Source organism: Enterobacter sp. 50793107 (assembly GCF_001463365.1).
Lineage (GTDB): Bacteria > Pseudomonadota > Gammaproteobacteria > Enterobacterales > Enterobacteriaceae > Enterobacter > Enterobacter cloacae.
On record NZ_LNII01000089.1, the window covers coordinates 75,841 to 97,717 of the forward strand.

General features: G+C 58.0%; 21 protein-coding genes. 15 read left to right on the top strand and 6 right to left on the bottom strand.

What is annotated here, in order from left to right; genetic code table 11:
* Positions 1–10 precede the first annotated feature (10 nt).
* Positions 11–799, bottom strand: a complete 789-nt coding sequence (gene modE / locus APU11_RS13740) for a molybdenum-dependent transcriptional regulator (protein WP_040020659.1) — start codon at positions 797–799, stop codon at positions 11–13.
* A 129-nt stretch (positions 800–928) separates the two neighbouring features.
* Between modE and APU11_RS13745 the strand changes: the two genes are divergently transcribed.
* From APU11_RS13745 to modC, 4 genes are all read left to right on the top strand, one after another.
* Positions 929–1,078 carry an AcrZ family multidrug efflux pump-associated protein gene (locus APU11_RS13745; protein ID WP_013097516.1) on the top strand — a complete coding sequence of 50 codons (150 nt, stop codon included), beginning with the start codon at positions 929–931 and terminating at the stop codon, positions 1,076–1,078.
* Between the two features lie 178 nt (positions 1,079–1,256).
* On the top strand, positions 1,257–2,033 hold the full coding sequence (modA, locus tag APU11_RS13750; protein ID WP_038418921.1) for a molybdate ABC transporter substrate-binding protein: 777 nt from the start codon (positions 1,257–1,259) through the stop codon (positions 2,031–2,033).
* Positions 2,030–2,719, top strand: coding sequence for a molybdate ABC transporter permease subunit (gene modB, locus APU11_RS13755; RefSeq protein ID WP_013097514.1), 690 nt, complete (start codon positions 2,030–2,032; stop codon positions 2,717–2,719). Before modA ends, modB begins: the two co-directional genes overlap by 4 nt.
* A 2-nt stretch (positions 2,720–2,721) precedes the next feature.
* Positions 2,722–3,780 (top strand): molybdenum ABC transporter ATP-binding protein ModC, encoded by a 1,059-nt coding sequence (gene modC, locus APU11_RS13760; protein ID WP_029882496.1) that lies wholly within the window; start codon positions 2,722–2,724, stop codon positions 3,778–3,780.
* Here the strand turns inward: modC and APU11_RS13765 are convergent, their stop codons facing one another.
* Positions 3,781–4,599: a pyridoxal phosphatase gene (locus APU11_RS13765; RefSeq protein ID WP_060578534.1), complete on the bottom strand. Its 819-nt coding sequence runs from the start codon at positions 4,597–4,599 to the stop codon at positions 3,781–3,783.
* Between the two features lie 140 nt (positions 4,600–4,739).
* Between APU11_RS13765 and pgl the strand changes: the two genes are divergently transcribed.
* A complete protein-coding gene (gene pgl / locus APU11_RS13770; protein ID WP_023621274.1) occupies positions 4,740–5,735 on the top strand; it encodes a 6-phosphogluconolactonase in 996 nt (331 codons plus the stop codon).
* A gap of 106 nt (positions 5,736–5,841) precedes the next feature.
* On the opposite strand, the gene APU11_RS13775 is transcribed toward pgl, so the two are convergent.
* Positions 5,842–7,125 carry a putative acyl-CoA thioester hydrolase gene (locus APU11_RS13775; protein ID WP_038986074.1) on the bottom strand — a complete coding sequence of 428 codons (1,284 nt, stop codon included), beginning with the start codon at positions 7,123–7,125 and terminating at the stop codon, positions 5,842–5,844.
* A 224-nt stretch (positions 7,126–7,349) separates the two neighbouring features.
* Between APU11_RS13775 and hutI the strand changes: the two genes are divergently transcribed.
* From hutI to hutH, 5 genes are all read left to right on the top strand, one after another.
* Positions 7,350–8,570 carry an imidazolonepropionase gene (gene hutI, locus APU11_RS13780; RefSeq protein WP_058650397.1) on the top strand — a complete coding sequence of 407 codons (1,221 nt, stop codon included), beginning with the start codon at positions 7,350–7,352 and terminating at the stop codon, positions 8,568–8,570.
* Entirely contained in the window at positions 8,567–9,502 is a 936-nt protein-coding gene (hutG, locus tag APU11_RS13785; protein WP_058650398.1) for a formimidoylglutamase, read from the top strand. Before hutI ends, hutG begins: the two co-directional genes overlap by 4 nt.
* A gap of 19 nt (positions 9,503–9,521) precedes the next feature.
* Complete coding sequence (locus tag APU11_RS13790) at positions 9,522–10,256, top strand: histidine utilization repressor (RefSeq protein ID WP_058650399.1); 735 nt, start codon at positions 9,522–9,524, stop codon at positions 10,254–10,256.
* Positions 10,257–10,383: 127 nt separating this feature from the next.
* Complete coding sequence (gene hutU / locus APU11_RS13795; RefSeq protein WP_013097506.1) at positions 10,384–12,072, top strand: urocanate hydratase; 1,689 nt, start codon at positions 10,384–10,386, stop codon at positions 12,070–12,072.
* A complete protein-coding gene (gene hutH / locus APU11_RS13800; RefSeq protein ID WP_038418932.1) occupies positions 12,069–13,589 on the top strand; it encodes a histidine ammonia-lyase in 1,521 nt (506 codons plus the stop codon). Before hutU ends, hutH begins: the two co-directional genes overlap by 4 nt.
* An 86-nt stretch (positions 13,590–13,675) precedes the next feature.
* Here hutH and APU11_RS13805 read toward each other — a convergent pair whose 3' ends face one another.
* The gene (locus tag APU11_RS13805; RefSeq protein WP_013097504.1) at positions 13,676–14,152 is read right to left on the bottom strand and encodes a kinase inhibitor; all 477 of its coding nucleotides are present in this window, start codon (positions 14,150–14,152) and stop codon (positions 13,676–13,678) included.
* A 48-nt stretch (positions 14,153–14,200) separates the two neighbouring features.
* The gene (bioA, locus tag APU11_RS13810; RefSeq protein WP_052682784.1) at positions 14,201–15,508 is read right to left on the bottom strand and encodes an adenosylmethionine--8-amino-7-oxononanoate transaminase; all 1,308 of its coding nucleotides are present in this window, start codon (positions 15,506–15,508) and stop codon (positions 14,201–14,203) included.
* Positions 15,509–15,576: 68 nt separating this feature from the next.
* On the opposite strand from bioA, the gene bioB reads away from it, so the two are divergent.
* From bioB to bioD, 4 genes are read left to right on the top strand one after another with little or no spacing between them, the layout of a single operon-like run.
* Positions 15,577–16,617, top strand: a complete 1,041-nt coding sequence (gene bioB, locus APU11_RS13815; protein WP_014831141.1) for a biotin synthase BioB — start codon at positions 15,577–15,579, stop codon at positions 16,615–16,617.
* Positions 16,614–17,771: an 8-amino-7-oxononanoate synthase gene (gene bioF / locus APU11_RS13820; RefSeq protein ID WP_058650400.1), complete on the top strand. Its 1,158-nt coding sequence runs from the start codon at positions 16,614–16,616 to the stop codon at positions 17,769–17,771. Before bioB ends, bioF begins: the two co-directional genes overlap by 4 nt.
* A complete protein-coding gene (gene bioC / locus APU11_RS13825) occupies positions 17,755–18,510 on the top strand; it encodes a malonyl-ACP O-methyltransferase BioC (protein WP_058650401.1) in 756 nt (251 codons plus the stop codon). Before bioF ends, bioC begins: the two co-directional genes overlap by 17 nt.
* Positions 18,503–19,204: a dethiobiotin synthase gene (gene bioD / locus APU11_RS13830; protein WP_020685271.1), complete on the top strand. Its 702-nt coding sequence runs from the start codon at positions 18,503–18,505 to the stop codon at positions 19,202–19,204. The genes bioC and bioD overlap by 8 nt, the downstream gene beginning before the upstream one ends.
* Here the strand turns inward: bioD and APU11_RS13835 are convergent.
* The gene (locus APU11_RS13835; RefSeq protein WP_013097498.1) at positions 19,167–19,889 is read right to left on the bottom strand and encodes an ATP-binding cassette domain-containing protein; all 723 of its coding nucleotides are present in this window, start codon (positions 19,887–19,889) and stop codon (positions 19,167–19,169) included. The two genes, bioD and APU11_RS13835, sit on opposite strands and share 38 nt — an antisense overlap.
* A 751-nt stretch (positions 19,890–20,640) precedes the next feature.
* Between APU11_RS13835 and APU11_RS13840 the strand changes: the two genes are divergently transcribed.
* The coding region (locus APU11_RS13840; RefSeq protein ID WP_192842102.1) for a DEAD/DEAH box helicase family protein at positions 20,641–21,877 on the top strand (1,237 nt) is incomplete at its 3' end.

The following is a 21,877-nucleotide window of genomic DNA, read 5'->3' on the forward strand; positions in this document are numbered from 1 at the left end:
GTCAATCCGCTCAGCACAATGTGGCGATAATTACCCGGTCTGCGTTGAAATATGCGGTGACTACAGCACCTTCTTCTAATTCGTGCGCCTCGCTCAGGGCAACCGTCGCGCACAGCACCTGGCCGTCCGGCAGGGTCATCAGGACCTCACACTGCGCTTCACCACGTTCAATGTGCTGGATGGTGCCCTGCAGCTGGTTGTCTGCCGCTTTGGCGCGTTCGGCATCGCGCGTCACTGCGACCCACGGCGCTTTCAGCAACACCAGCACCTCCTTGCCTTCATCCAGCCCCAGACGCTCTCCGCTTTGGGCGGTAATCGCGGCTTTCAGGCGGGTCGTACCGTCGGCAAGCAGGATCTCGATATGTTGCTGGACCTGCCCGTTATCGCGCGCGGTGACCGTGCCAAACCACTGGTTGCGGGCGCTGGTCTGGAGTGAGAAGCGAGAAATGGCGGCTAACAGGCTGTCCAGCGGGAGGTTATCATCGTCACTTAGCACATCGAACGCTTTCTGCTGGATCTGGGCCAGCAGGTCATAAAGCTGAATCAGACGCTGGCCGTAGCGGGTCAGCACGGCGCCACCGCCCCCTTTGCCGCCCGTGGCTCGCTCAACCAGCATCTGCTCGCTCAGGGTATTCATGTCGTTGATCGCGTCCCAGGCGCTTTTATAACTAATGCCCGCGTTCTTTGCCCCCTGGCTTATTGAACCCGTTTGTTCTATTTGTTTAAGCAGGGCGATACGTCGCGGATCGGCGAAAAGCTTCTGCTGAAGTCGTAGGGTAAGGAGAATTTCAGCCTGCATAACGGAGTGTCCTGACAAAAGGGCTATTGTGAACCAAATGGCACAGGGCGCAAAGGGGACCGCACAAAAGGGGATGTTTTTCTTACTTTTCAGGGTAGAATAAGCCGTCCACAATATCTGGAGAAAACCATGTTAGAGTTGTTGAAAAGTCTGGTATTCGCCGTGATCATGGTACCAGTAGTGATGGCCATCATCCTCGGTGCCATCTACGGCCTGGGTGAAGTGTTCAACGTCTTTTCGAACATTGGTCACAGAGACCGCGCTAAAAAGCAGCACTGATTCCCCACAAAACGCCCGGCTTGCCCGGGCGTTTTGCTCTCAAGTATTTTTCGTCAACGCCGATATGATTTAAAGCATCCGGTAATTGTACCTCTTGATCGGTACGATTTAACGCTGGGATATCTCCGGCGTTGTCGTTATATTATTGCGTATATAACGAAACTCACAGGAGCTACAGATGGCACGTACAGGGTTACGCTTTTTCGCAGGGGCAACGCTGGCACTTTCGCTGACCGGACACGCGCTGGCCGACGAAGGTAAAATTACGGTTTTTGCGGCGGCGTCGCTGACGAATGCGATGCAGGATATTGCTGCTGCGTATAAAAAAGAGAAGAACGTCGACGTCGTCTCCTCTTTCGCGTCTTCTTCTACACTGGCGCGCCAGATAGAAGCGGGGGCACCGGCCGATCTGTTCATCTCTGCCGATCAGAAATGGATGGATTACGCCGTTGATAAGAAAGCCGTGGATACCACAACCCGCGAAACGCTGCTGGGGAATAGCCTTGTCGTGGTCGCGCCAAAAGCCAGTCCGCAGGGTGACATCACCATCAACAAAGAGACTCACTGGACGCGTCTTCTGAACGGTGGCCGGCTGGCAGTGGGCGATCCGGACCATGTACCGGCTGGGATTTACGCGAAAGAGGCCCTGCAGAAACTGGGCGCGTGGCAGACACTGTCATCAGATCTGGCGCCGGCGGAAGATGTACGCGGTGCGCTGGCGCTGGTGGAGCGCAATGAGGCTCCGCTGGGCATTGTCTACGGCTCGGATGCCGTTGCCAGCAAGGGGGTCAAAGTGGTTGGCACGTTCCCGGAAGACGCCCACAAGAAAGTGGAATATCCTGTTGCGATTGTTGATGGACATAAAAATGCGACCGTGACGGCCTTCCAGGCGTACCTGAAGGGGCCGGAAGCGTCCGCAATCTTTAAACGTTATGGATTTACGACTCACGAATGATATTGACCGATCCTGAATGGCAGGCTGTACTGCTGAGCCTGAAAGTCTCTTCCCTGGCGGTTGCGCTAAGTTTGCCCTTTGGGATCTTCTTTGCCTGGTTGCTGGTGCGCTGTAAGTTTCCCGGCAAAGCGCTGCTTGACAGCGTTCTCCATCTTCCGCTGGTGTTGCCGCCCGTCGTGGTGGGATATCTGCTGCTGGTGTCCATGGGCCGACGCGGGTTTATCGGCCAATGGCTGTACGACTGGTTCGGGCTGACCTTTGCCTTTAGCTGGCGCGGTGCGGTGCTGGCCGCGGCGGTGATGTCATTTCCGCTGATGGTGAGGGCTATCCGCCTGGCGCTGGAAGGGGTGGATATCAAACTGGAACAGGCCGCCCGCACGCTGGGTGCCGGGCGCTGGCGCGTCTTTTTCACCATTACGCTACCGCTCACGCTGCCGGGCATTATTGTCGGTACGGTACTGGCCTTTGCCCGTTCGCTGGGTGAATTCGGTGCCACCATTACCTTTGTTTCGAACATCCCCGGTGAAACGCGGACGATCCCTTCGGCCATGTATACGCTGATACAGACGCCGGGTGGCGAAGGTGCTGCGGCGCGTCTGTGCGTTATCTCAATTGTGCTGGCGCTGATATCGCTGCTGGTCTCTGAATGGCTGGCGCGACTCAGCCGCGAGCGGATGGGGAAATAGTTATGCTGGAACTCCATTTCACCCAGACGCTGGGAAACCACACCCTTACACTGGACGAGACGCTGCCTGCCACCGGCATCACCGCCATCTTTGGGGTCTCCGGCGCCGGGAAAACCTCGCTCATTAATGCGATCGGTGGCCTGACACGTCCTCAGGCAGGGCGCATTGTGCTGAATAATCGCGTCCTGAATGACGTTGAAAACAAGATTTACCTGACGCCGGATAAACGGCGTATTGGCTATGTGTTTCAGGATGCGCGGTTATTCCCGCACTACAGCGTGCGCGGGAATCTGCGTTATGGTATGGCCAAAAGCATGGCCGCGCAGTTTGACAAGCTGGTGGCGCTGCTGGGCATTGAGCCACTGCTTGACCGGTTGCCTTCCTCGCTCTCCGGCGGTGAGAAACAGCGGGTGGCGATAGGGCGCGCGTTGCTCACCGCACCCGAACTCCTGCTGCTTGATGAGCCGCTGGCCTCGCTGGATATTCCGCGTAAACGTGAACTCCTGCCGTATCTCCAGCGCCTGGCGCGTGAAATCAAGATCCCGATGCTGTACGTCAGCCACTCCCTGGATGAAATTCTGCATCTGGCGGATAACGTACTGGTGCTGGAAAACGGCAGCGTAAAGGCGTTTGGCAATCTTGAAGAGGTCTGGGGCAGTAGCGTCATGCACCCGTGGCTGCCCCGGGAGCAGCAGAGCAGTATCCTGAAGGTGAGCGTGCTGGAGCACCACCCGCATTACGCGATGACCGCCCTGGCATTGGGCGACCAGCACCTGTGGGTGAATAAAATCGACAAGCCCCTGCAGTCGGCGCTGCGTATTCGTATTCAGGCGTCGGATGTCTCTCTGGTTTTACAGCCTCCGCTGCAGACCAGTATCCGTAATATCCTGCGCGCGAAGGTCGCCGAGTGTTTTGATGATAACGGTCAGGTAGAGGTGCAGCTTGAGGTGGGGAGCAGGACGCTCTGGGCACGGATCAGTCCGTGGGCCAGGGATGAGTTAGGGATCAAACCTGGCCTGTGGCTTTACGCGCAAATCAAGAGCGTCTCCATTACCACCTGATTACAGCAGGTGGGTATAAATATACTGCGCGATGCTGTCGGTGGTGTTATCGCCAATCACCACGTTAGCGCGCGCTTTCACCGCGTCATCGGCATTGCCCATTGCCACGCCCGTTCCGGCGGCTTCCAGCATGCTGATGTCGTTGTAGTTATCGCCAAAGGCGATCACATCCTGCATTGACCATCCCTGAGACTCCACGAACTGTGTCAGGCGTTTACCTTTGCTGTTGCCTTTACGGGCAATATCCACCTGGTCATGCCAGGACCATTCGCACTCCAGACCCAGCGCCTGTTCAACGTGTTTCGCGAAGGTATTCAGTTTGGTGGTATCTTCATCGGTCAACGCGAATTTCCAGATAGCCTCAACATCCTGAGCCGCCTGGCGCAGGGAAGAGACCTGGGTAAAGACCGGACGCTGCGCTTCTGGCAGAGACAGAGCCCAGTTGGTGGTGCGGATAACATGGCCGGTCGGGCGCTCATAGACCATCGCATTATCGACATACATCAGGCCGTGGATCGCATGTTCATCCAGCAGATCAATTAACTGCAATGCCTGGGGAACCGGCAGCGGGTCGGATTCTAAAACCTTTTTTGCTTGATAATCATACAAATAAGTGCCATTACAACAAATTGCAGGTGTATTTAACGCCAGTGCCTGATAAAAAGGGTGAATGGCAACGTGATGTCGACCCGTTACGATAAGGAGTTGATATCCCACTTCCTGTGCGCGTTTAAGCGCTTGAAGGGAGGAGGGGAGAAGGGTTTTTTGCGGCGTCAGTAAGGTACCGTCTAAATCCAGAGCAATCACACGCGAGGTCATTTGTTTTTCCGGGTTAATATTGAATTTACGATCTGATGGGATGGTACACCGAGAGGCGAACGCGTCAAAATTCCCGTCGACAATTCAGCATTCACCGTCAAAAGTTAACTACTTTCATGCGCAGTGAGGAGTGAATATTCATGAAACAAACCGTTTATACCGCCAGTCCTGAAAGCCAGCAGATCCACGTCTGGCGTTTAAATGCCGAGGGGACCCTCACGCTGGTGCAGGTTGTTGATGTGCCTGGTCAGGTACAACCAATGGCGATCAGCCCGGATAAACGTTTCTTGTACGTGGGTGTGCGCCCGGAGTTTCGCGTGCTGGCCTACCGCATCTCTCCGGATGACGGCGCGCTGACTTACACTGCGGAAGCGCCATTGCCGGGTAGCCCAACCCACATCTCAACCGATCGCAAGGGCAACTTTGTTTTCAGCGGCTCCTATAACGCGGGCTGTGTCAGCGTGACGCGTCTTGAAGAGGGCATTCCGGTCGACACCGTGGATGTGGTGGAAGGGCTGGAAGGTTGCCACTCGGCGAATATCTCCCCGGACAACCGCACGCTGTGGGTACCGGCGCTGAAGCAGGATCGAATCTGCCTATTTACCCTGAGCGACGATGGTCACCTGGTGGCGCAGAATCCGGCGGAAGTGACGACCGTTGAAGGTGCGGGTCCACGTCATATGGTCTTCCATCCGAATCAGCAGTACGCCTACGTGGTGAACGAGCTGAACAGTTCAGTGGACGTCTGGGAACTGAAAGATCCTAACGGGCAGATTGAGTGCGTGCAGACGCTGGATATGATGCCGTCTGACTTCTCGGATACCCGCTGGGCGGCGGATATTCACATTACGCCGGATGGTCGCCATCTCTACGCCTGTGACCGTACTTCCAGCCTGATCACCATCTTTAGCGTCTCGGAAGACGGCAGCGTGCTGGCAGTAGAAGGCTTCCAGCCGACGGAAACGCAGCCGCGTGGCTTTAATATCGATCACAGCGGTAAATACCTGATTGCAGCGGGGCAGAAGTCTCACCACATCGCCCTGTACGAAATCAAAGGCGAGCAGGGCCTGCTGGAAGAGAAAGGGCGCTATGCGGTAGGCCAGGGGCCAATGTGGGTAGTGGTAAACGCTCACTAAGCGGCTTAAAACAAAAAACCTCGCGAACGCGAGGTTTTTTTATGCCCGATGGTACTGCATTAACGGACAGGCCGGGTAAGGCGAAGCCGCCACCCGGCAAAACAGATTACTGCTTCGGCTCAGCAACCACTTTGCTACCCAGACCGCGGTTGTTGTATTCCCACATGCGGTTGAAGTTAGCGTCGTTCAGGTTGCGCTGCACGTTTCCTTTATCGTCCACGGAACCGGTATTGCCGGAGAATGGACGTTTGGAGATGGCGGCGTCAGCCCATGGTTTTGCCACGTTGAAACCTTCGTTGATAACGCTGTCGCGGATCACAACCTGACCGTTGGTTGCAGAGTCCACGTCCAGGGAGCGACCCAGCTGCGCCACGCCGTCACCGGAGGCGTTGAAGCGGCTGTTGACGGCGAGGAAACCGTAGAACAGGTTAGACTGTGTCGCTGGCGCAAAGACATAACCTTCCTGCTGGGTACGTGAGTTCACGACGCGGAAATCGGTGTTATCAAATACCACCGCGCCACGACCGGAGACCATATCCACATCACCTTCGATGTAGCTGTTGGTCACCAGCGTACGGGTCAGACGGTTATTCTGCAGGGTGTTCTGTACGCCGCTGTTGGTCACGAAGAAGGTGTTCTGACGACCCAGAATGTTCACGTTGTTGATCTGCACTTTGTCGCCATCGCTACGCAGCGCCACGGCCTGGTGGTTACCCGCATCAACGCTGTCGCCCAGGGTGTTCTGAATGGTCAGGTTTTGCAGTTGCAGACCGTTGTTCTGAGACCAGACGACCGCAGAACACATCACGCCAATGGTAGCGGCACGCTTGCTCTGGCAGTTATCAAACATATACCAGGCCGGTTTGCCCGGCATGTATTTACCCGCCGGGTTGACCAGGTGACGCCAGGTGGTGCTGTCAATTTCGGAATCAATCGCCAGACCAATTTTAACGTCGATGGCTTTTTCGCCCAGACCGTAAAGGGTGATGCTGCCCGGTGCTGCCGGAATGTAAACGGTACCTTCATATTCACCTGGCATGATCGCGATGTACTGGCGAGATGCGCTGTGTTTGGTGATGGCAGCGTCAACCGCAGCCTGAATAGAGGTATGCGTCACGCCCTGCGCCCCTGCCGGACCCACAACAAAGTTTGGCTGCTTCGGCAGGTTAATAGAAGACGGCGTCCACGGCGCAGCGTTTGGATCCATCGCGGAGAAGTAGTGCGCGCGATCGAAGTTTTTCGCTTCATCAGCGGACAAAATCGGACGGGATGCGGTGCCTGGCGCGACCTGCTCAGAAGGTCGCTGATCCGGTGGCGTTGAACTGCATGCGGATAATGTCACGCCAAAGGCGAGTGCCAACGCCAGACGGGAAATCCTGGAAATGTTCAAGGTGAAGCTCCTGGGTATGCAAGTCTTAAACGAGATAGACGAAATAGCCTGCTTTTTTATACTAAGTTGAGCGAAACGGGAAGATAAAAAGGGGAAAAGTTGCATTTTTCGCCCGCAGGGGGCGGGAAAGTCGTCACAAATAAATAACATTTTCATAAAGGCGGTTGACAGCAGCCAGCAGATGAAAATAAATGTCTATACAACCCATGACAAGTGAAAGGCTTATGCTGCAACTTCATCCCGACGATGTGATATGGCGAAATGCGCGACTGGCGACAATGGTTCCTGGTGAAGAATCTTATGGCCTGCAAGCGCATCATGCCCTTGTGGTGCGCGGTCAAACCCTTCTGGCCGTCATTCCTGAAGCAGACCTCCCTTCCGGGCATGATAAGAGCGTCGATCTCGGTGGACGCCTGGTCACGCCGGGTCTTATCGACTGCCATACCCACCTGGTGTTTGGCGGCAATCGCGCGGCGGAGTGGGAGCAGCGTCTCAACGGTGTCTCCTATCAGTCCATCAGCGCACAGGGGGGCGGAATTAACGCCACCGTCTCGGCAACCCGCGACAGTTCGCCGGAAAATTTGCTTACACTGGCGCAGCAGCGGCTGGAGCGGTTAATGAATGAAGGGGTGACCACCCTGGAAATCAAATCCGGCTACGGTCTTAACGCCGCGACTGAAGAAAAAATGCTGCAGGTCGCACGCCAGCTCAGCCTGAGTAATCCGGTTGAGATCAGCCCAACCCTGCTGGCGGCACATGCGGTTCCGGCGGAATACCGCCACGATCCAGACGCGTACCTCACACTGGTGTGCGAGCAGATCATGCCCGAACTGTGGCAAAAAGGCCTGTTCGAAGCGGTGGATGTTTTTTGTGAAAACGTCGGCTTCACGCCAGCACAAACCGAGCGGCTTTTCCTGGCCGCCCGCGCACGGGGTATTCCGGTGAAAGGGCACGTGGAGCAACTTTCTAACCTGGGCGGTGCGGCGCTGGTCAGCCGATTTAAAGGGTTATCTGCCGATCATATCGAATACCTGGATGAGGAGGGTGTTCAGGCCATGGCGCAAAGCGGCACGGTCGCGGTACTGCTGCCTGGCGCGTTCTATTTTCTTCAGGAGCGTCAGCGTCCACCGGTTGAACAGCTCCGGGCGCAGGGCGTACCGATGGCGGTCGCCACGGATTACAATCCCGGCACCAGCCCGTTCGCGAGCATTCATCTGGCCATGAACATGGCCTGCGTACAGTTTGGCCTGACGCCTGAAGAGGCCTGGGCTGGCGTCACGCGGCACGCCGCGCAAGCGCTGGGGCGTGGAACAACGCACGGGCAGTTAAAGGCCGGTTTTATGGCTGATTTTATCGTCTGGGATGCAGACCATCCGGTAGAAATGGTTTACGAGCCGGGACGCAATCCGCTGTATCAACGCATTTTCCGGGGGGAGGCAGTATGAGTTGGCAGCCCGTTGCTAAGACCGTCTGGCAGGGGCGCGACGACAGCGCCGAGGCCAGCAACGCAAAACGTATTTTTCAGACCATACGCCAGCCGTCGCAATTTACCCCGGTTTCATCCGCGATTGCGCTGATAGGCTTTGCCTGTGATGAAGGAGTAAGGCGTAATCAGGGCAGGCAAGGTGCGGCGCAGGCTCCCGACGTGCTGCGTAAGGCGCTGGCGAACATGGCAACGCATTCCGGCCACGAACGGCTGGTGGACATGGGGTCGGTTTACGTTGAGGATGACCAACTGGAAGAGGGCCAACAGGCACTGAGCGATGCCGTGGTCACCTGTCAGCAGGCTGGCATGCGTACGCTGGTGTTGGGCGGCGGACACGAGACCGCCTGGGCCCACGGCCGTGGTATTCTTGAGGCGTTCCCGAATGAGCGCGTGGCGGTCATCAACCTGGATGCGCATCTTGATTTGCGCAAGGCCGAACGGGCCACCTCCGGCACCCCGTTTCGTCAGCTGGCGAACTACTGTGCTGACCACGCGCGGGAATTTCAGTACGCCTGTTTTGGCGTCAGCCGCGCGGCGAACACCCAGGCGCTGTTTGACGAGGCTGAACGGCTTAACGTCACGCTGGTGGACGATCTGCATTTCCACCGGGATGCGCTATCAGCCCTGGAACAGGTGCTGGCGCAGGCCGATCGTGTTTACCTCACCATTGATCTGGACGTTCTGCCCGCAGCCGAGATGCCCGCCGTGTCAGCCCCCGCGGCGTTAGGCGTGCCTGCGCGGGATCTGCTGCCCGCGATCGAGCGCATTTGCCGTAGCGGAAAACTGCAGGCCGCCGATCTGGTAGAATTTAACCCTCACTACGATCGGGACGGACAGGGGGCGAAGCTTGCCGCCCGTCTGGCCTGGCAAATTGCTCACTGGTGGGCATAACAATATTTAAGGAGTCACGATGTTCTCACGCTCACCTCAGCCGCCGTCCGGCTCTCCCGCGCCTTTCTACGAAAAGGTGAAGCAGACGATCAGCGAAAAAATCGCCACCGGCGTCTGGCGGCCGCATGACCGCATTCCCTCTGAAGCCGATCTGGTGGCGCAGTTTGGTTTTAGCCGGATGACCATCAACCGGGCGTTACGCGAGCTAACCGACGAAGGCCTGCTGGTGCGTCTGCAGGGGGTCGGGACGTTTGTGGCGGAGCCGAAAGGACAATCGGCGCTGTTTGAAATCCGCAGCATTGCGGACGAGATAGCGTCGCGAAACCATCAGCACCACTGTGAAGTGCTGGTGCTCGAAGAGACGCAGGCCAGCGCCGAGCAGGCTGCGGTACTGAACGTCAAGGAGGGAACCCGGATCTTCCATTCCGTAATGGTGCATTTCGAAAATGACGTGCCGGTGCAGATTGAGGATCGCTGCGTAAACGCCGAACGGATACCGGACTATCTGGACCAGGATTACACTCAAACCACGCCGCATACCTTTCTCTCGCTTGTCGCACCGCTGACGGAAGGGGAGCACATTGTGGAAGCGGTGCGCGCGACGCCGCAGGAGTGCGAGCTGCTGCGTATCAAAGAGCACGATCCCTGCCTGCTGATCCGCCGCCGCACCTGGTCATCCGCGCAGATTGTGTCGCATGCAAGACTGCTATTCCCCGGTAGCCGCTATCGGTTGCAGGGCCACTTTATGTCATAAGTTTTAAAAGCGTGATAGCTAACGCAATATAACAAAATTGTATCTTTTTTGTTAAATCTGGCCTTGTGTGTGCTTGTCTATACAAGTATATCTAAATGCATCATCTGTCCCGTATGAGGAGCACACAATGTCGTCAGGTAAATACCGTCAGCAGGATGTCCGCGCCGCGCGCGGCACCACCCTTACCGCCAAAAGCTGGCTCACCGAAGCACCACTGCGCATGTTGATGAACAACCTTGATCCTGAGGTTGCAGAAAACCCCCACGAGCTGGTGGTGTACGGCGGCATTGGCCGCGCCGCGCGCAACTGGGAATGCTATGACGCCATTGTTAAGGCCCTGACCGAACTGGAACACGACGAAACCCTACTGGTGCAATCCGGCAAGCCGGTCGGCGTGTTTAAAACCCACAAAAACGCGCCGCGCGTTTTGATTGCCAACTCTAACCTGGTCCCACACTGGGCGACCTGGGAACACTTTAACGAACTGGATGCCAAAGGGCTGGCGATGTATGGCCAGATGACCGCGGGTAGCTGGATCTACATTGGCAGCCAGGGGATTGTGCAGGGCACCTATGAAACCTTCGTCGAAGCCGGTCGTCAGCACTACAACGGCTCGCTGAAAGGCCGCTGGGTACTGACCGCGGGTCTGGGTGGCATGGGCGGTGCACAGCCGTTGGCCGCGACGCTGGCTGGCGCCTGCTCGCTGAACATTGAGTGCCAGCAGAGCCGCATCGATTTCCGTCTGCGTACCCGCTATGTTGACGAACAGGCCGACAGCCTCGATGACGCGCTGGCGCGTATCAAAAAATACACCGCGGAAGGTAAAGCGGTATCGATAGCGTTGTGCGGCAACGCGGCAGAGATCCTGCCGGAACTCGTGGCCCGTGGCGTTCGCCCTGACCTCGTTACCGACCAGACCAGCGCCCACGATCCGCTGCACGGCTATCTGCCAAAAGGCTGGACGTGGGAAGCCTACCAGCAAAAAGCAGAAACCGATCCTGAAGGCACTGTACTGGCCGCTAAGCGTTCGATGGCAGAACACGTCTCCGCCATGCTGGCGTTCAGCGAGATGGGCATTCCGACCTTCGATTACGGCAACAACATCCGCCAGATGGCAAAAGAGATGGGCGTCAGCAACGCCTTTGATTTCCCGGGATTTGTCCCAGCCTATATTCGTCCGCTGTTCTGTCGCGGTATCGGTCCGTTCCGCTGGGTGGCCCTGTCCGGCGACCCGGAAGATATCTACAAAACCGATGCCAAAGTGAAGGAAATTGTCGCGGACGATGAACACCTGCACCACTGGCTGGATATGGCCCGCGAGCGCATTAACTTCCAGGGCTTGCCGGCGCGTATCTGCTGGGTTGGGCTGGCGTGGCGGCAAAAGCTGGGTCTGGCTTTTAACGAAATGGTGCGCAGCGGCGAAGTGTCAGCCCCGATTGTGATTGGTCGCGACCATCTGGATTCTGGCTCCGTCGCCAGCCCGAACCGTGAAACCGAAGCCATGCGCGACGGCTCAGACGCGGTCTCCGACTGGCCGCTGCTGAATGCCTTACTCAACACCGCCAGCGGCGCGACCTGGGTATCGCTGCACCACGGTGGCGGCGTGGGGATGGGCTTCTCCCAGCATTCCGGGATGGTTATCGTCTGTGACGGAACGGATGAAGCCGCCGCGCGTATCGCACGCGTGCTGCACAACGACCCGGCAACCGGCGTGATGCGTCACGCAGATGCGGGTTACGAGATTGCTATTGAATGTGCCACAGAGCAGGGACTTAACCTGCCGATGATCCCTGCCACACAAGGAAAGCATGAATGAATGCGTTAACACTCACTCCCGGCTCGCTCACGCTCAAACAGCTGCGTCACGTCTGGCGTCAGCCGGTCACGCTCTCGCTGGATGAAAGCGCCCATGCCGCCATTAACGACAGCGTGGCCTGCGTTGAAGCCATTATTGCCGAGGGGCGTACCGCCTACGGTATCAACACCGGTTTTGGTTTGCTGGCGCAGACACGCATTGCCACGCACGATCTGGAAAATCTCCAGCGTTCGCTGGTGCTTTCCCATGCCGCAGGCGTTGGCCAGCCGCTGGACGACGAGATTGTCCGTCTGATGATGGTGCTCAAAATTAACAGTCTGGCGCGCGGCTTTTCCGGCATTCGTCTGAGCGTGATCCAGGCCCTGATAGCGCTGGTGAACGCGGAAGTCTATCCGTGGATCCCCGCCAAAGGCTCCGTTGGCGCCTCCGGCGATCTCGCCCCGCTGGCGCATATGTCGCTGCTGTTGTTGGGGGAAGGTCAGGCGCGCTGGCAGGGAGAGTGGCTCCCGGCAAAAGAGGCGCTGAAAAAGGCCGGATTAGCGCCAATCACCCTTGCGGCAAAAGAGGGGCTGGCGCTGCTTAACGGCACGCAGGCCTCCACGGCCTTTGCGCTGCGCGGTCTGTTTGAAGCTGAAGATCTGTTCGCCTCGGCCGTGGTGTGCGGTGCGCTGACCACGGAGGCGGTGCTGGGCTCGCGTCGTCCGTTTGACGCGCGTATTCATGACGTACGTGGCCAGCGCGGGCAAATTGACGCTGCCGCGATGTATCGCCATCTGCTGACGGAGACCAGTGAGATTGCTGATTCGCACCATAACTGTGACAAGGTACAGGATCCGTACTCGCTGCGCTGTCAGCCGCAGGTGATGGGCGCGTGTCTGACGCAGCTGCGCCAGGCCGCAGAAGTGCTGCTGGTGGAAGCCAACGCGGTGTCCGATAACCCGCTGGTGTTCGCCCAGGAAAACGAGGTGGTCTCCGGTGGTAACTTCCACGCCGAGCCCGTGGCGATGGCGGCGGATAACATCGCGCTGGCGATTGCCGAAGTGGGCGCCTTGTCCGAGCGGCGAATTGCGCTGATGATGGATAAGCATATGTCCCAGCTGCCACCGTTCCTGGTGCGCAACGGCGGGGTGAATTCAGGCTTTATGATTGCCCAGGTGACGGCCGCAGCGCTGGCGAGCGAAAACAAAGCGCTGTCGCATCCGCACAGCGTGGACAGCCTGCCAACCTCTGCCAACCAGGAAGACCACGTCTCGATGGCTCCGGCAGCCGGACGTCGTCTGTGGGAGATGGCCGCCAATACCCGTGGCGTGCTGGCGGTGGAATGGCTGGCGGCGTGTCAGGGGATCGATCTGCGTGAAGGGCTGAAGTCCAGCCCGCTGCTGGAGCAGGCACGTCATGCGCTGCGTGAGCACGTATCGCATTACGATGATGACCGCTTCTTTGCGCCGGATATTGATAAGGCGATGCAGCTTCTGGAAGAGGGGCGTCTGGTGGGGTTGCTGCCTTCGGTGCTGTGATTTTTTTGCCCGGTGGCGCTGCGCTTACCGGGCCTACGAATCCAAGATGTAGGCCGGGTAAGGCGTAGCCGCCACCCGGCTTTTTTTTACGAATACATCGCCGTAATCGACGCGCTCTCCAGCGAATGGAAATGCACATTAAACCCTACCATCGCGCCGCTCGCCCCTTCGTCGACCTCAATCTTCTCTACATCCAGCGCGTGAACCGTGAAGATATAGCGGTGCGTTTCCCCTTTTGGCGGCGCCGCGCCACCGTAACCGGCTTTCCCAAAATCGGTGCGCGTCTGAATGGCACCTTCCGGCAGGGCGACCAGGTCGGAGCCGGAACCCTGCGGCAGAACGCGCGTATCGGCGGGCAGGTTGGCCACAACCCAGTGCCACCAGCCGGAGCCGGTCGGCGCATCCGGGTCGTAGCAGGTGACCACAAAGCTTTTGGTGCCCGCCGGCACATCGTCCCATGCCAGATGCGGAGAGATATTATCTCCCTGATACCCCATCCCGTTGAAGACGTGGCGTTCAGGCAGTTTTTCGCCGTCGCGCAGATCTTTACTGATGATTTTCATACGGTTTGCCCTCGTTATTCACTCGTTCAGGAAGTGTAACGCATAGGGTCAAATCGTGAAATGCGCCGGAATGTTAACGACTTCTACTACCGCGGCGGTTAACGAGCGTAGCTGTTCAGCCGTGATGATATACGGTGGCATCAGGTAGATAAGTTTGCCGAAAGGCCGCACCCAGACACCCCGCTCTACAAAGAAGCGCTGCAATGCCGCCATATTCACCGGATGGGTGGTCTCAATCACGCCGATGGCACCCAGCACGCGTACGTCCGCCACGAAGTTCGCCCCCGAGGCGGCACTGAGCTCTTCTTTCAGCTGCGCCTCAATCGCCGCAACCTGCGTTTGCCACTCGCCGTTTTGCAGGATCGCGAGACTTTCGTTTGCCACCGCGCAGGCCAGCGGATTGCCCATAAAGGTCGGGCCATGCATAAAGCAGCCCGCTTCGCCGTCGCTGATGGTGTCGGCCACCTGGCGGGTAGTGAGGGTGGCGGAGAGTGTCATGGTGCCGCCGGTCAGCGCTTTCCCCAGGCACAGGATATCCGGTGTGATATCCGCATGTTCGCAGGCAAACAGCTTACCCGTGCGGCCAAATCCGGTGGCGATCTCATCGGCAATCAGCAGGATGCCCTCGCGGTCACACATTTTACGAATGCGTTTTAACCACTCGGGATGGTACATGCGCATCCCACCAGCACCCTGAACAATCGGTTCGAGGATCACGGCGGCAATCTCATGGCGGTGGGCAGCCATCAGCCGCGCAAAGCCGACCATGTCCATTTCATTCCACTCGCCGTCGAAACGGCTCTGCGGGGCCGGGGCAAACAGGTTTTCCGGCAGGTACCCCTTCCACAGGCTGTGCATGGAGTTATCCGGATCGCACACCGACATCGCGCCAAAGGTATCGCCGTGGTAGCCGTTGCGGAAGGTCAGGAATCGCTGACGGGATTCCCCCCTGGCATGCCAGTACTGCAGCGCCATTTTCATCGCCACTTCCACCGCCACCGAGCCGGAGTCGGCAAGGAACACGCACTCCAGTGCATCGGGCGTCATCGCCACCAGACGACGGCAGAGATCAACCGCCGGTTGATGGGTAATGCCGCCAAACATCACGTGCGACATCTGCTCAATCTGCGCTTTCATCGCGGCATTCAGACGCGGGTGGTTGTACCCGTGAATGGCCGCCCACCAGGATGACATACCGTCAACAAGCGGCTCGCCGCTGGCAAGGTGCAGTTCGCAGCCGTGGGCCGAGGCCACCGGGTAGACCGGAAGCGGGCGGGTCATGGAGGTGTAAGGGTGCCAGATATGCTGCTGGTCGAAGGCGAGATCGTCCTGGGTCATAATCGACTTGTAAACCATTTTGAAAAGTTTTAGGTTTACGAGTATAAACCGAACCGAAAATTAACAAAACCCTTTGGAGAAGCCCCATGGCTCACCACGCACGCTGGACGATGTCGCAAGTCACTGAATTATTCAATAAACCTTTCCTGGAGCTGATGTTCGAAGCCCAACAGGTGCATCGTCAGCACTTCGATCCGCGCCATGTTCAGGTCAGTACGCTGCTGTCGATCAAGACCGGTGCCTGCCCGGAAGATTGCAAATATTGCCCGCAGAGCGCGCGCTATAAAACCGGACTGGAATCCGAACGTCTGATGGAAGTGGAGCAGGTGCTCGACTCCGCGCGTAAGGCGAAAAACGCGGGCTCTACCCGTTTCTGCATGGGGGCGGCATGGAAAAACCCGCACGATCGCGACATGCCGTACCTGGAGCAGATGGTGAAAGGGGTCAAAGAGATGGGGCTGGAAGCCTGTATGACCCTCGGCACGCTGAACGAAGAGCAGGCGCAGCGCCTGTCTGCTGCAGGGCTGGATTATTACAACCACAACCTCGACACCTCGCCAGAGTTTTACGGCAACATCATTACCACCCGTACCTATCAGGAGCGTCTGGATACGCTGGACAAAGTGCGCGAAGCGGGCATCAAAGTGTGCTCGGGCGGGATTGTGGGGCTGGGCGAGACGGTGAAAGATCGCGCCGGTCTGCTGCTGCAACTGGCGAACCTGCCGACCCCGCCGGAAAGCGTGCCAATCAACATGCTGGTGAAGGTCAAAGGCACGCCACTGGCGGATAACGAGGATGTCGATGCGTTTGATTTTATCCGCACCATCGCGGTCGCGCGCATCATGATGCCAACCTCATACGTCCGCCTTTCTGCCGGTCGCGAACAGATGAACGAGCAGACGCAGGCGATGTGCTTTATGGCTGGCGCTAACTCCATCTTCTACGGCTGCAAGCTGCTGACCACGCCGAACCCGGAAGAGGACAAAGACGTCCAGCTGTTCCGCAAGCTGGGGCTGAACCCGCATCAGACCGAGGTGCTGGCGGGAGATAACGAGCAACAGCAGCAGCTGGAGCAGCAGATTTTCAACGCCGATACCGAACAGTTCTACAACGCGGCATCCGTATGACCTGGCAGGCTCGTATTCAATCCGCGCTGGAAGAGCGCCGGGCGCGGGATGCTTTTCGCGTTCGCAGGGTAGTGGAAAACGGTGCAGGCCGTTTTCTGACCCACGCCCGGCGGCAGTACTGTAATTTTTCCAGCAATGATTATCTCGGCCTGAGCCAGCATCCGGCGATTGTCCGCGCCTGGCAGCAGGGAGCGGAACACTACGGCGTGGGCAGCGGCGGTTCGGGGCACATCAGCGGCTATACAACAGCGCATCAGGGGCTGGAAGAGACGCTTGCCGACTGGCTGGGCTATCCGCGCGCGCTGCTGTTCATCTCCGGCTTTGCCGCCAATCAGGCGGTGATTGCCGCGCTGATGGGCAAGGACGATCGTATCACCGCGGACCGTTTAAGCCACGCCTCTTTGCTGGAGGCGGCGAGTCTCAGCCCGGCACAGCTGCGGCGCTTTGCCCACAACGATGCGCTTTCGCTCGCCACGCTGCTGGATAAACCCTGTGCCGGACAACAGCTGGTGGTGACGGAAGGGGTCTTTAGCATGGATGGCGACAGCGCGCCGCTTCGTGCGCTGTCTGACGTTGCGAAACAGCAAAACGCCTGGCTGCTGGTGGATGATGCCCACGGTATTGGCGTGATGGGTGAGGACGGTCGCGGTAGCGCCAGTCAGCAGGGCGTGAAGCCGGAACTGCTGATCGTCACCTTTGGCAAAGGCGTTGGCGTGAGCGGGGCCGCCGTGCTGTGCAGCGAGTCCGTCGCCGATTATCTGTTGCAGTTCGCCCGACATCTGATTTACAGCACCAGTATGCCGCCTGCGCAGGCGGTGGCGCTCTCTGCCTCGCTGGAGGTGATCCGCGGTGAAGAGGGGGCTGAACGGCGCGCGCGCCTGGCAGAACATATTCAGCGTTTCCGTCAGGGTCTGGATCGGCTTCCTTTCCAAAGCACCGATTCGCAGAGCGCCATCCAGCCCGTTATCGTGGGGGAAAACAGCCGCGCGCTCGCGCTGGCACAGACGCTGCGCGAACGGGGAATGTGGGTCACGGCCATCCGTCCGCCCACCGTGCCGCCGGGTACGGCGCGTCTGCGTCTGACGCTGACGGCGGCGCACAAAGCAGAAGATATCGATGCGCTGCTGGAGGCTCTCCATGTCGCCAGTCAATAAACAGGCCATTGCGGCGGCGTTTGGCCGGGCTGCACGCAGTTATTCGCAGCATGATGAGCTTCAGCGTCAGAGCGCTCAGGGGCTGCTTGAGATACTCGGTGCGCGTCGTTTCCCGTACGTACTGGATGCCGGATGCGGCCCCGGCGGCAACAGCCGCTACTGGCGCGACGCCGGAAGCCACGTCACCGCACTCGATCTCTCTGAGCAGATGCTGGACGAGGCGCGACAGCAACAGGCGGCTGACCGCTATCTCACTGGCGATATTGAGTCACTTCCGCTGCCGGATGCGCAGTTCGATCTGGTGTGGAGTCACCTGGCGGTACAGTGGTGCAGTAGCCTTTCGCAGGCGTTAAACGAGCTGTATCGCGTGGCGCGTCCGGGCGGAAAGGTGGCCTTTACCACCCTGCTGGAAAGCTCGCTGCCCGAGCTGAATCAGGCATGGAAAGCGGTAGACGAACAGCCGCACGCCAACCGCTTTTTAGCGTATGAACAGGTGACGGACGCGCTGACGGGCTGGCGCTTTCGCAGCCAGGTGCAGACCATCACGCTGAACTTTAGCGATGCGTTCAGCGCCATGCGCTCGCTGAAGGGCATTGGCGCTACGCATCTGCATGCCGGGCGCGAGAGAAAACCGCTCACGCGCGGGCAGTTGCAGCGCCTGGAGCTGGCCTGGCCGCAGCGGCGGGGCACTTTCCCGCTCTCTTATCAACTCTTTCATGGGATTATCGAACGTGACTGAACGTTATTTTGTCACCGGAACGGATACCGAAGTGGGTAAAACGGTGGCCAGTTCCGCACTGTTGCAGGCGGCTCGTCTGCAGGGCAAAACCACCGCCGGGTACAAGCCCGTCGCCTCCGGAAGTGAGATGACGGCACAGGGGTTACGCAATACCGACGCGCTGGCGCTGCAGCGTAACAGCACGCTGCCGCTGGACTATGCGGCGGTGAATCCCTATACCTTTGCCGAGCCGACGTCGCCGCACATTATCAGCGCCGACGAAGGTCGCCCCATCGCGTTTTCCGTGCTCTCGGACGGCCTGCGCGCACTGGAACGCCAGGCTGACTGGGTACTGGTGGAAGGCGCAGGGGGCTGGTTTACGCCGCTGTCGGACGAACTGACGTTTGCGGACTGGGTCCAGCGTGAGCAGCTTCCGGTGATCCTCGTGGTCGGGGTGAAGCTCGGCTGTATCAACCACGCCATGTTAACGGCACAGGCCGTTCAGCAGGCCGGGCTGCGTCTGGCGGGCTGGATAGCCAACGACGTGGTCGCACCCGGTAAGCGTCACCAGGAGTATCTGGCCACGCTCAGGCGAGTGCTTCCCGCGCCGTTCCTTGGGGAGATCCCATGGCTTGCGGACGGTGCTGAGCACGCCGACACCGGACATTACCTCGACCTCAGTGCCTTGCTTCCCGCGACATCCAGTGGGCAATAAGCTCGTCATCCAGCTCGGTAACGTGGCCCTGGGCCACGTTACGCCCGCGATACAGCATACAGAAGCGATCCACTACCCGGCGGATAAACGACAGTTGCTGCTCGGCTAATAACACCGTCATCCCCAGCTCACGATTAAGCCTCGCCAGCAGATGGCCCAGCTTCTGAGCAAAGCTGTACCCTGCGCCCTGCAGCGGCTCATCCAGAATCAATACCCGCGGTCGGTTGACCAGCGCGTTAGCCAGCGCCAGCTGATACTGATCGTCCGGGGAGAGCCCGTTCGCCCGAATCTGTCGCAGCGCCCACAGCTGCGGGAACAGGTCATAGACATCGCTTTTTGCGCGCGTGTCCGTTGCCCCTGTCGCCCGCATGGCGATGTGCAAGTTTTCCTCAATAGTCAGTTGCGAAAAAATCCGTCGGTCCTGTGGCACGTAGCCAATCCCCGGCAGCGCGCGTTGATCCGGTGCCTGACGCAGTAAATCACAGGGCGGGGCACCGGCTTCGTGCCAGACGATGGTTCCGCTCTGCACCGGTAACGCGCCGGTGATGCAGTTGATGAGGGTGGTTTTTCCCATGCCGGGCAGGCCAATCACCCCTGTGCATAAGCCCTGCGGTAAATCCAAATCGACATTCCATAGCGTATGTTGGTTTCCGTAAAACTGATTGACTGCACGCAGACTCAACATCTTTCTCTCCTTAAAAATGTATGTGGGTGAGGCTCGTTAATGAATCTGCAAATCTCCTGCCAGAACCGTTGAACTGATTAAAAAAGAGGCTTTTTTAGGATAATGCCGTCGCAAAACGACCGATCGATAAGCTGATTGCACTGTCTCAGTGCCAGAACTGTTAGCGGTGGTGCAGGGACTGAAATGGCTGAATTGTGAGCAAGATCTCATTGGTTGGTTATGAATAACGCAACGGTTGATTGGCAAAAATTAGCGATAAAAATTTTTTGTCACCGCCTCGTGGGAAAAACCGGGAATTTGCTGAGCGGCAGTCTGTATGGGCTGGACGCAGTTATCCACTATTCCTGTGGATAACCATGTGCATTAGAGTTAGAAAACACGCGATAAGCGAGAGAAGACGCGGGTTACGCCCAAATTGACGCGAAACGCGGCTCTGGAAAATATCCTTTAAGATTTAACTGGTTAGATAAAATCAATTGCCGTCATAAAAGTGTCACCGGTTGCCATAAAACTACCATTACCTGGCTTGACAAATGTTAAAAATGAAAATGTTCTGGGGATAACCGGGTAGGGCTGGTGTTTTATGTCGTCTCAGTCGAAATTTTGACCGGGAATACGCTAATCCTTCGGGTGCTATGCTAAATATCGTGACACGCTACTGGTTTTACATCCAGTGTTTTTTACTGGCATTCCTGGCCACAACGAGTAAAATTACTCACCTGCCGCTTTTTACATCACCAGGTTGTCGCCCATGAGTAAACCGTTCAAACTGAATTCTGCTTTCCGTCCTTCTGGCGACCAGCCTGAGGCGATCCGTCGTCTTGAAGAGGGGCTGGAAGATGGGCTGGCACACCAGACGCTGCTGGGGGTGACCGGTTCGGGTAAAACCTTCACCATCGCCAACGTCATTGCGGATCTGCAACGCCCCACCATGGTGCTGGCGCCCAACAAAACGCTGGCGGCGCAGCTGTATGGCGAGATGAAAGAGTTCTTCCCGGAGAATGCCGTGGAGTATTTCGTCTCGTATTACGATTACTACCAGCCAGAAGCCTATGTGCCGAGCTCTGACACTTTCATCGAGAAAGATGCCTCGGTGAACGAACACATTGAGCAGATGCGTCTCTCGGCGACGAAGGCGCTGCTGGAGCGTCGTGATGTGGTGGTGGTCGCATCGGTGTCTGCCATCTACGGTCTGGGCGACCCGGATCTCTACCTCAAGATGATGCTGCACCTGACGCAGGGGATGATCATCGATCAGCGCGCGATTTTGCGCCGACTGGCGGAGCTGCAGTACACCCGTAACGACCAGGCGTTCCAGCGCGGTACGTTCCGCGTACGCGGCGAGGTTATCGACATCTTCCCGGCGGAATCGGACGACATTGCCCTGCGCGTTGAGCTGTTTGACGAAGAGGTGGAACGCCTGTCGCTGTTCGACCCGCTCACCGGCCACGTCGAGTCCGTTATTCAGCGTTACACCATCTACCCGAAAACGCACTACGTAACGCCACGCGAGCGTATTGTGCAGGCGATGGAAGAGATCAAAGAGGAGCTGGCGGAACGCCGTAAGGTGCTGCTGGCGAACAATAAACTGCTGGAAGAGCAACGCCTGAGCCAGCGTACCCAGTTCGATCTGGAGATGATGAACGAGCTGGGCTACTGCTCCGGCATCGAAAACTACTCCCGTTTCCTCTCCGGTCGTGGGCCGGGCGAGCCGCCGCCGACGTTGTTTGACTACCTTCCGGCGGACGGGTTACTGGTGATCGACGAATCCCACGTCACGATCCCGCAGATCGGCGGGATGTATCGCGGTGACCGCGCGCGTAAAGAGACGCTGGTTGAGTACGGCTTCCGTCTGCCGTCGGCGCTGGACAACCGTCCGATGAAGTTTGAAGAGTTTGAAGCGCTGGCACCGCAAACCATTTACGTTTCGGCGACGCCGGGCAACTACGAGCTGGAGAAATCGGGCGATGAGGTGGTTGACCAGGTGG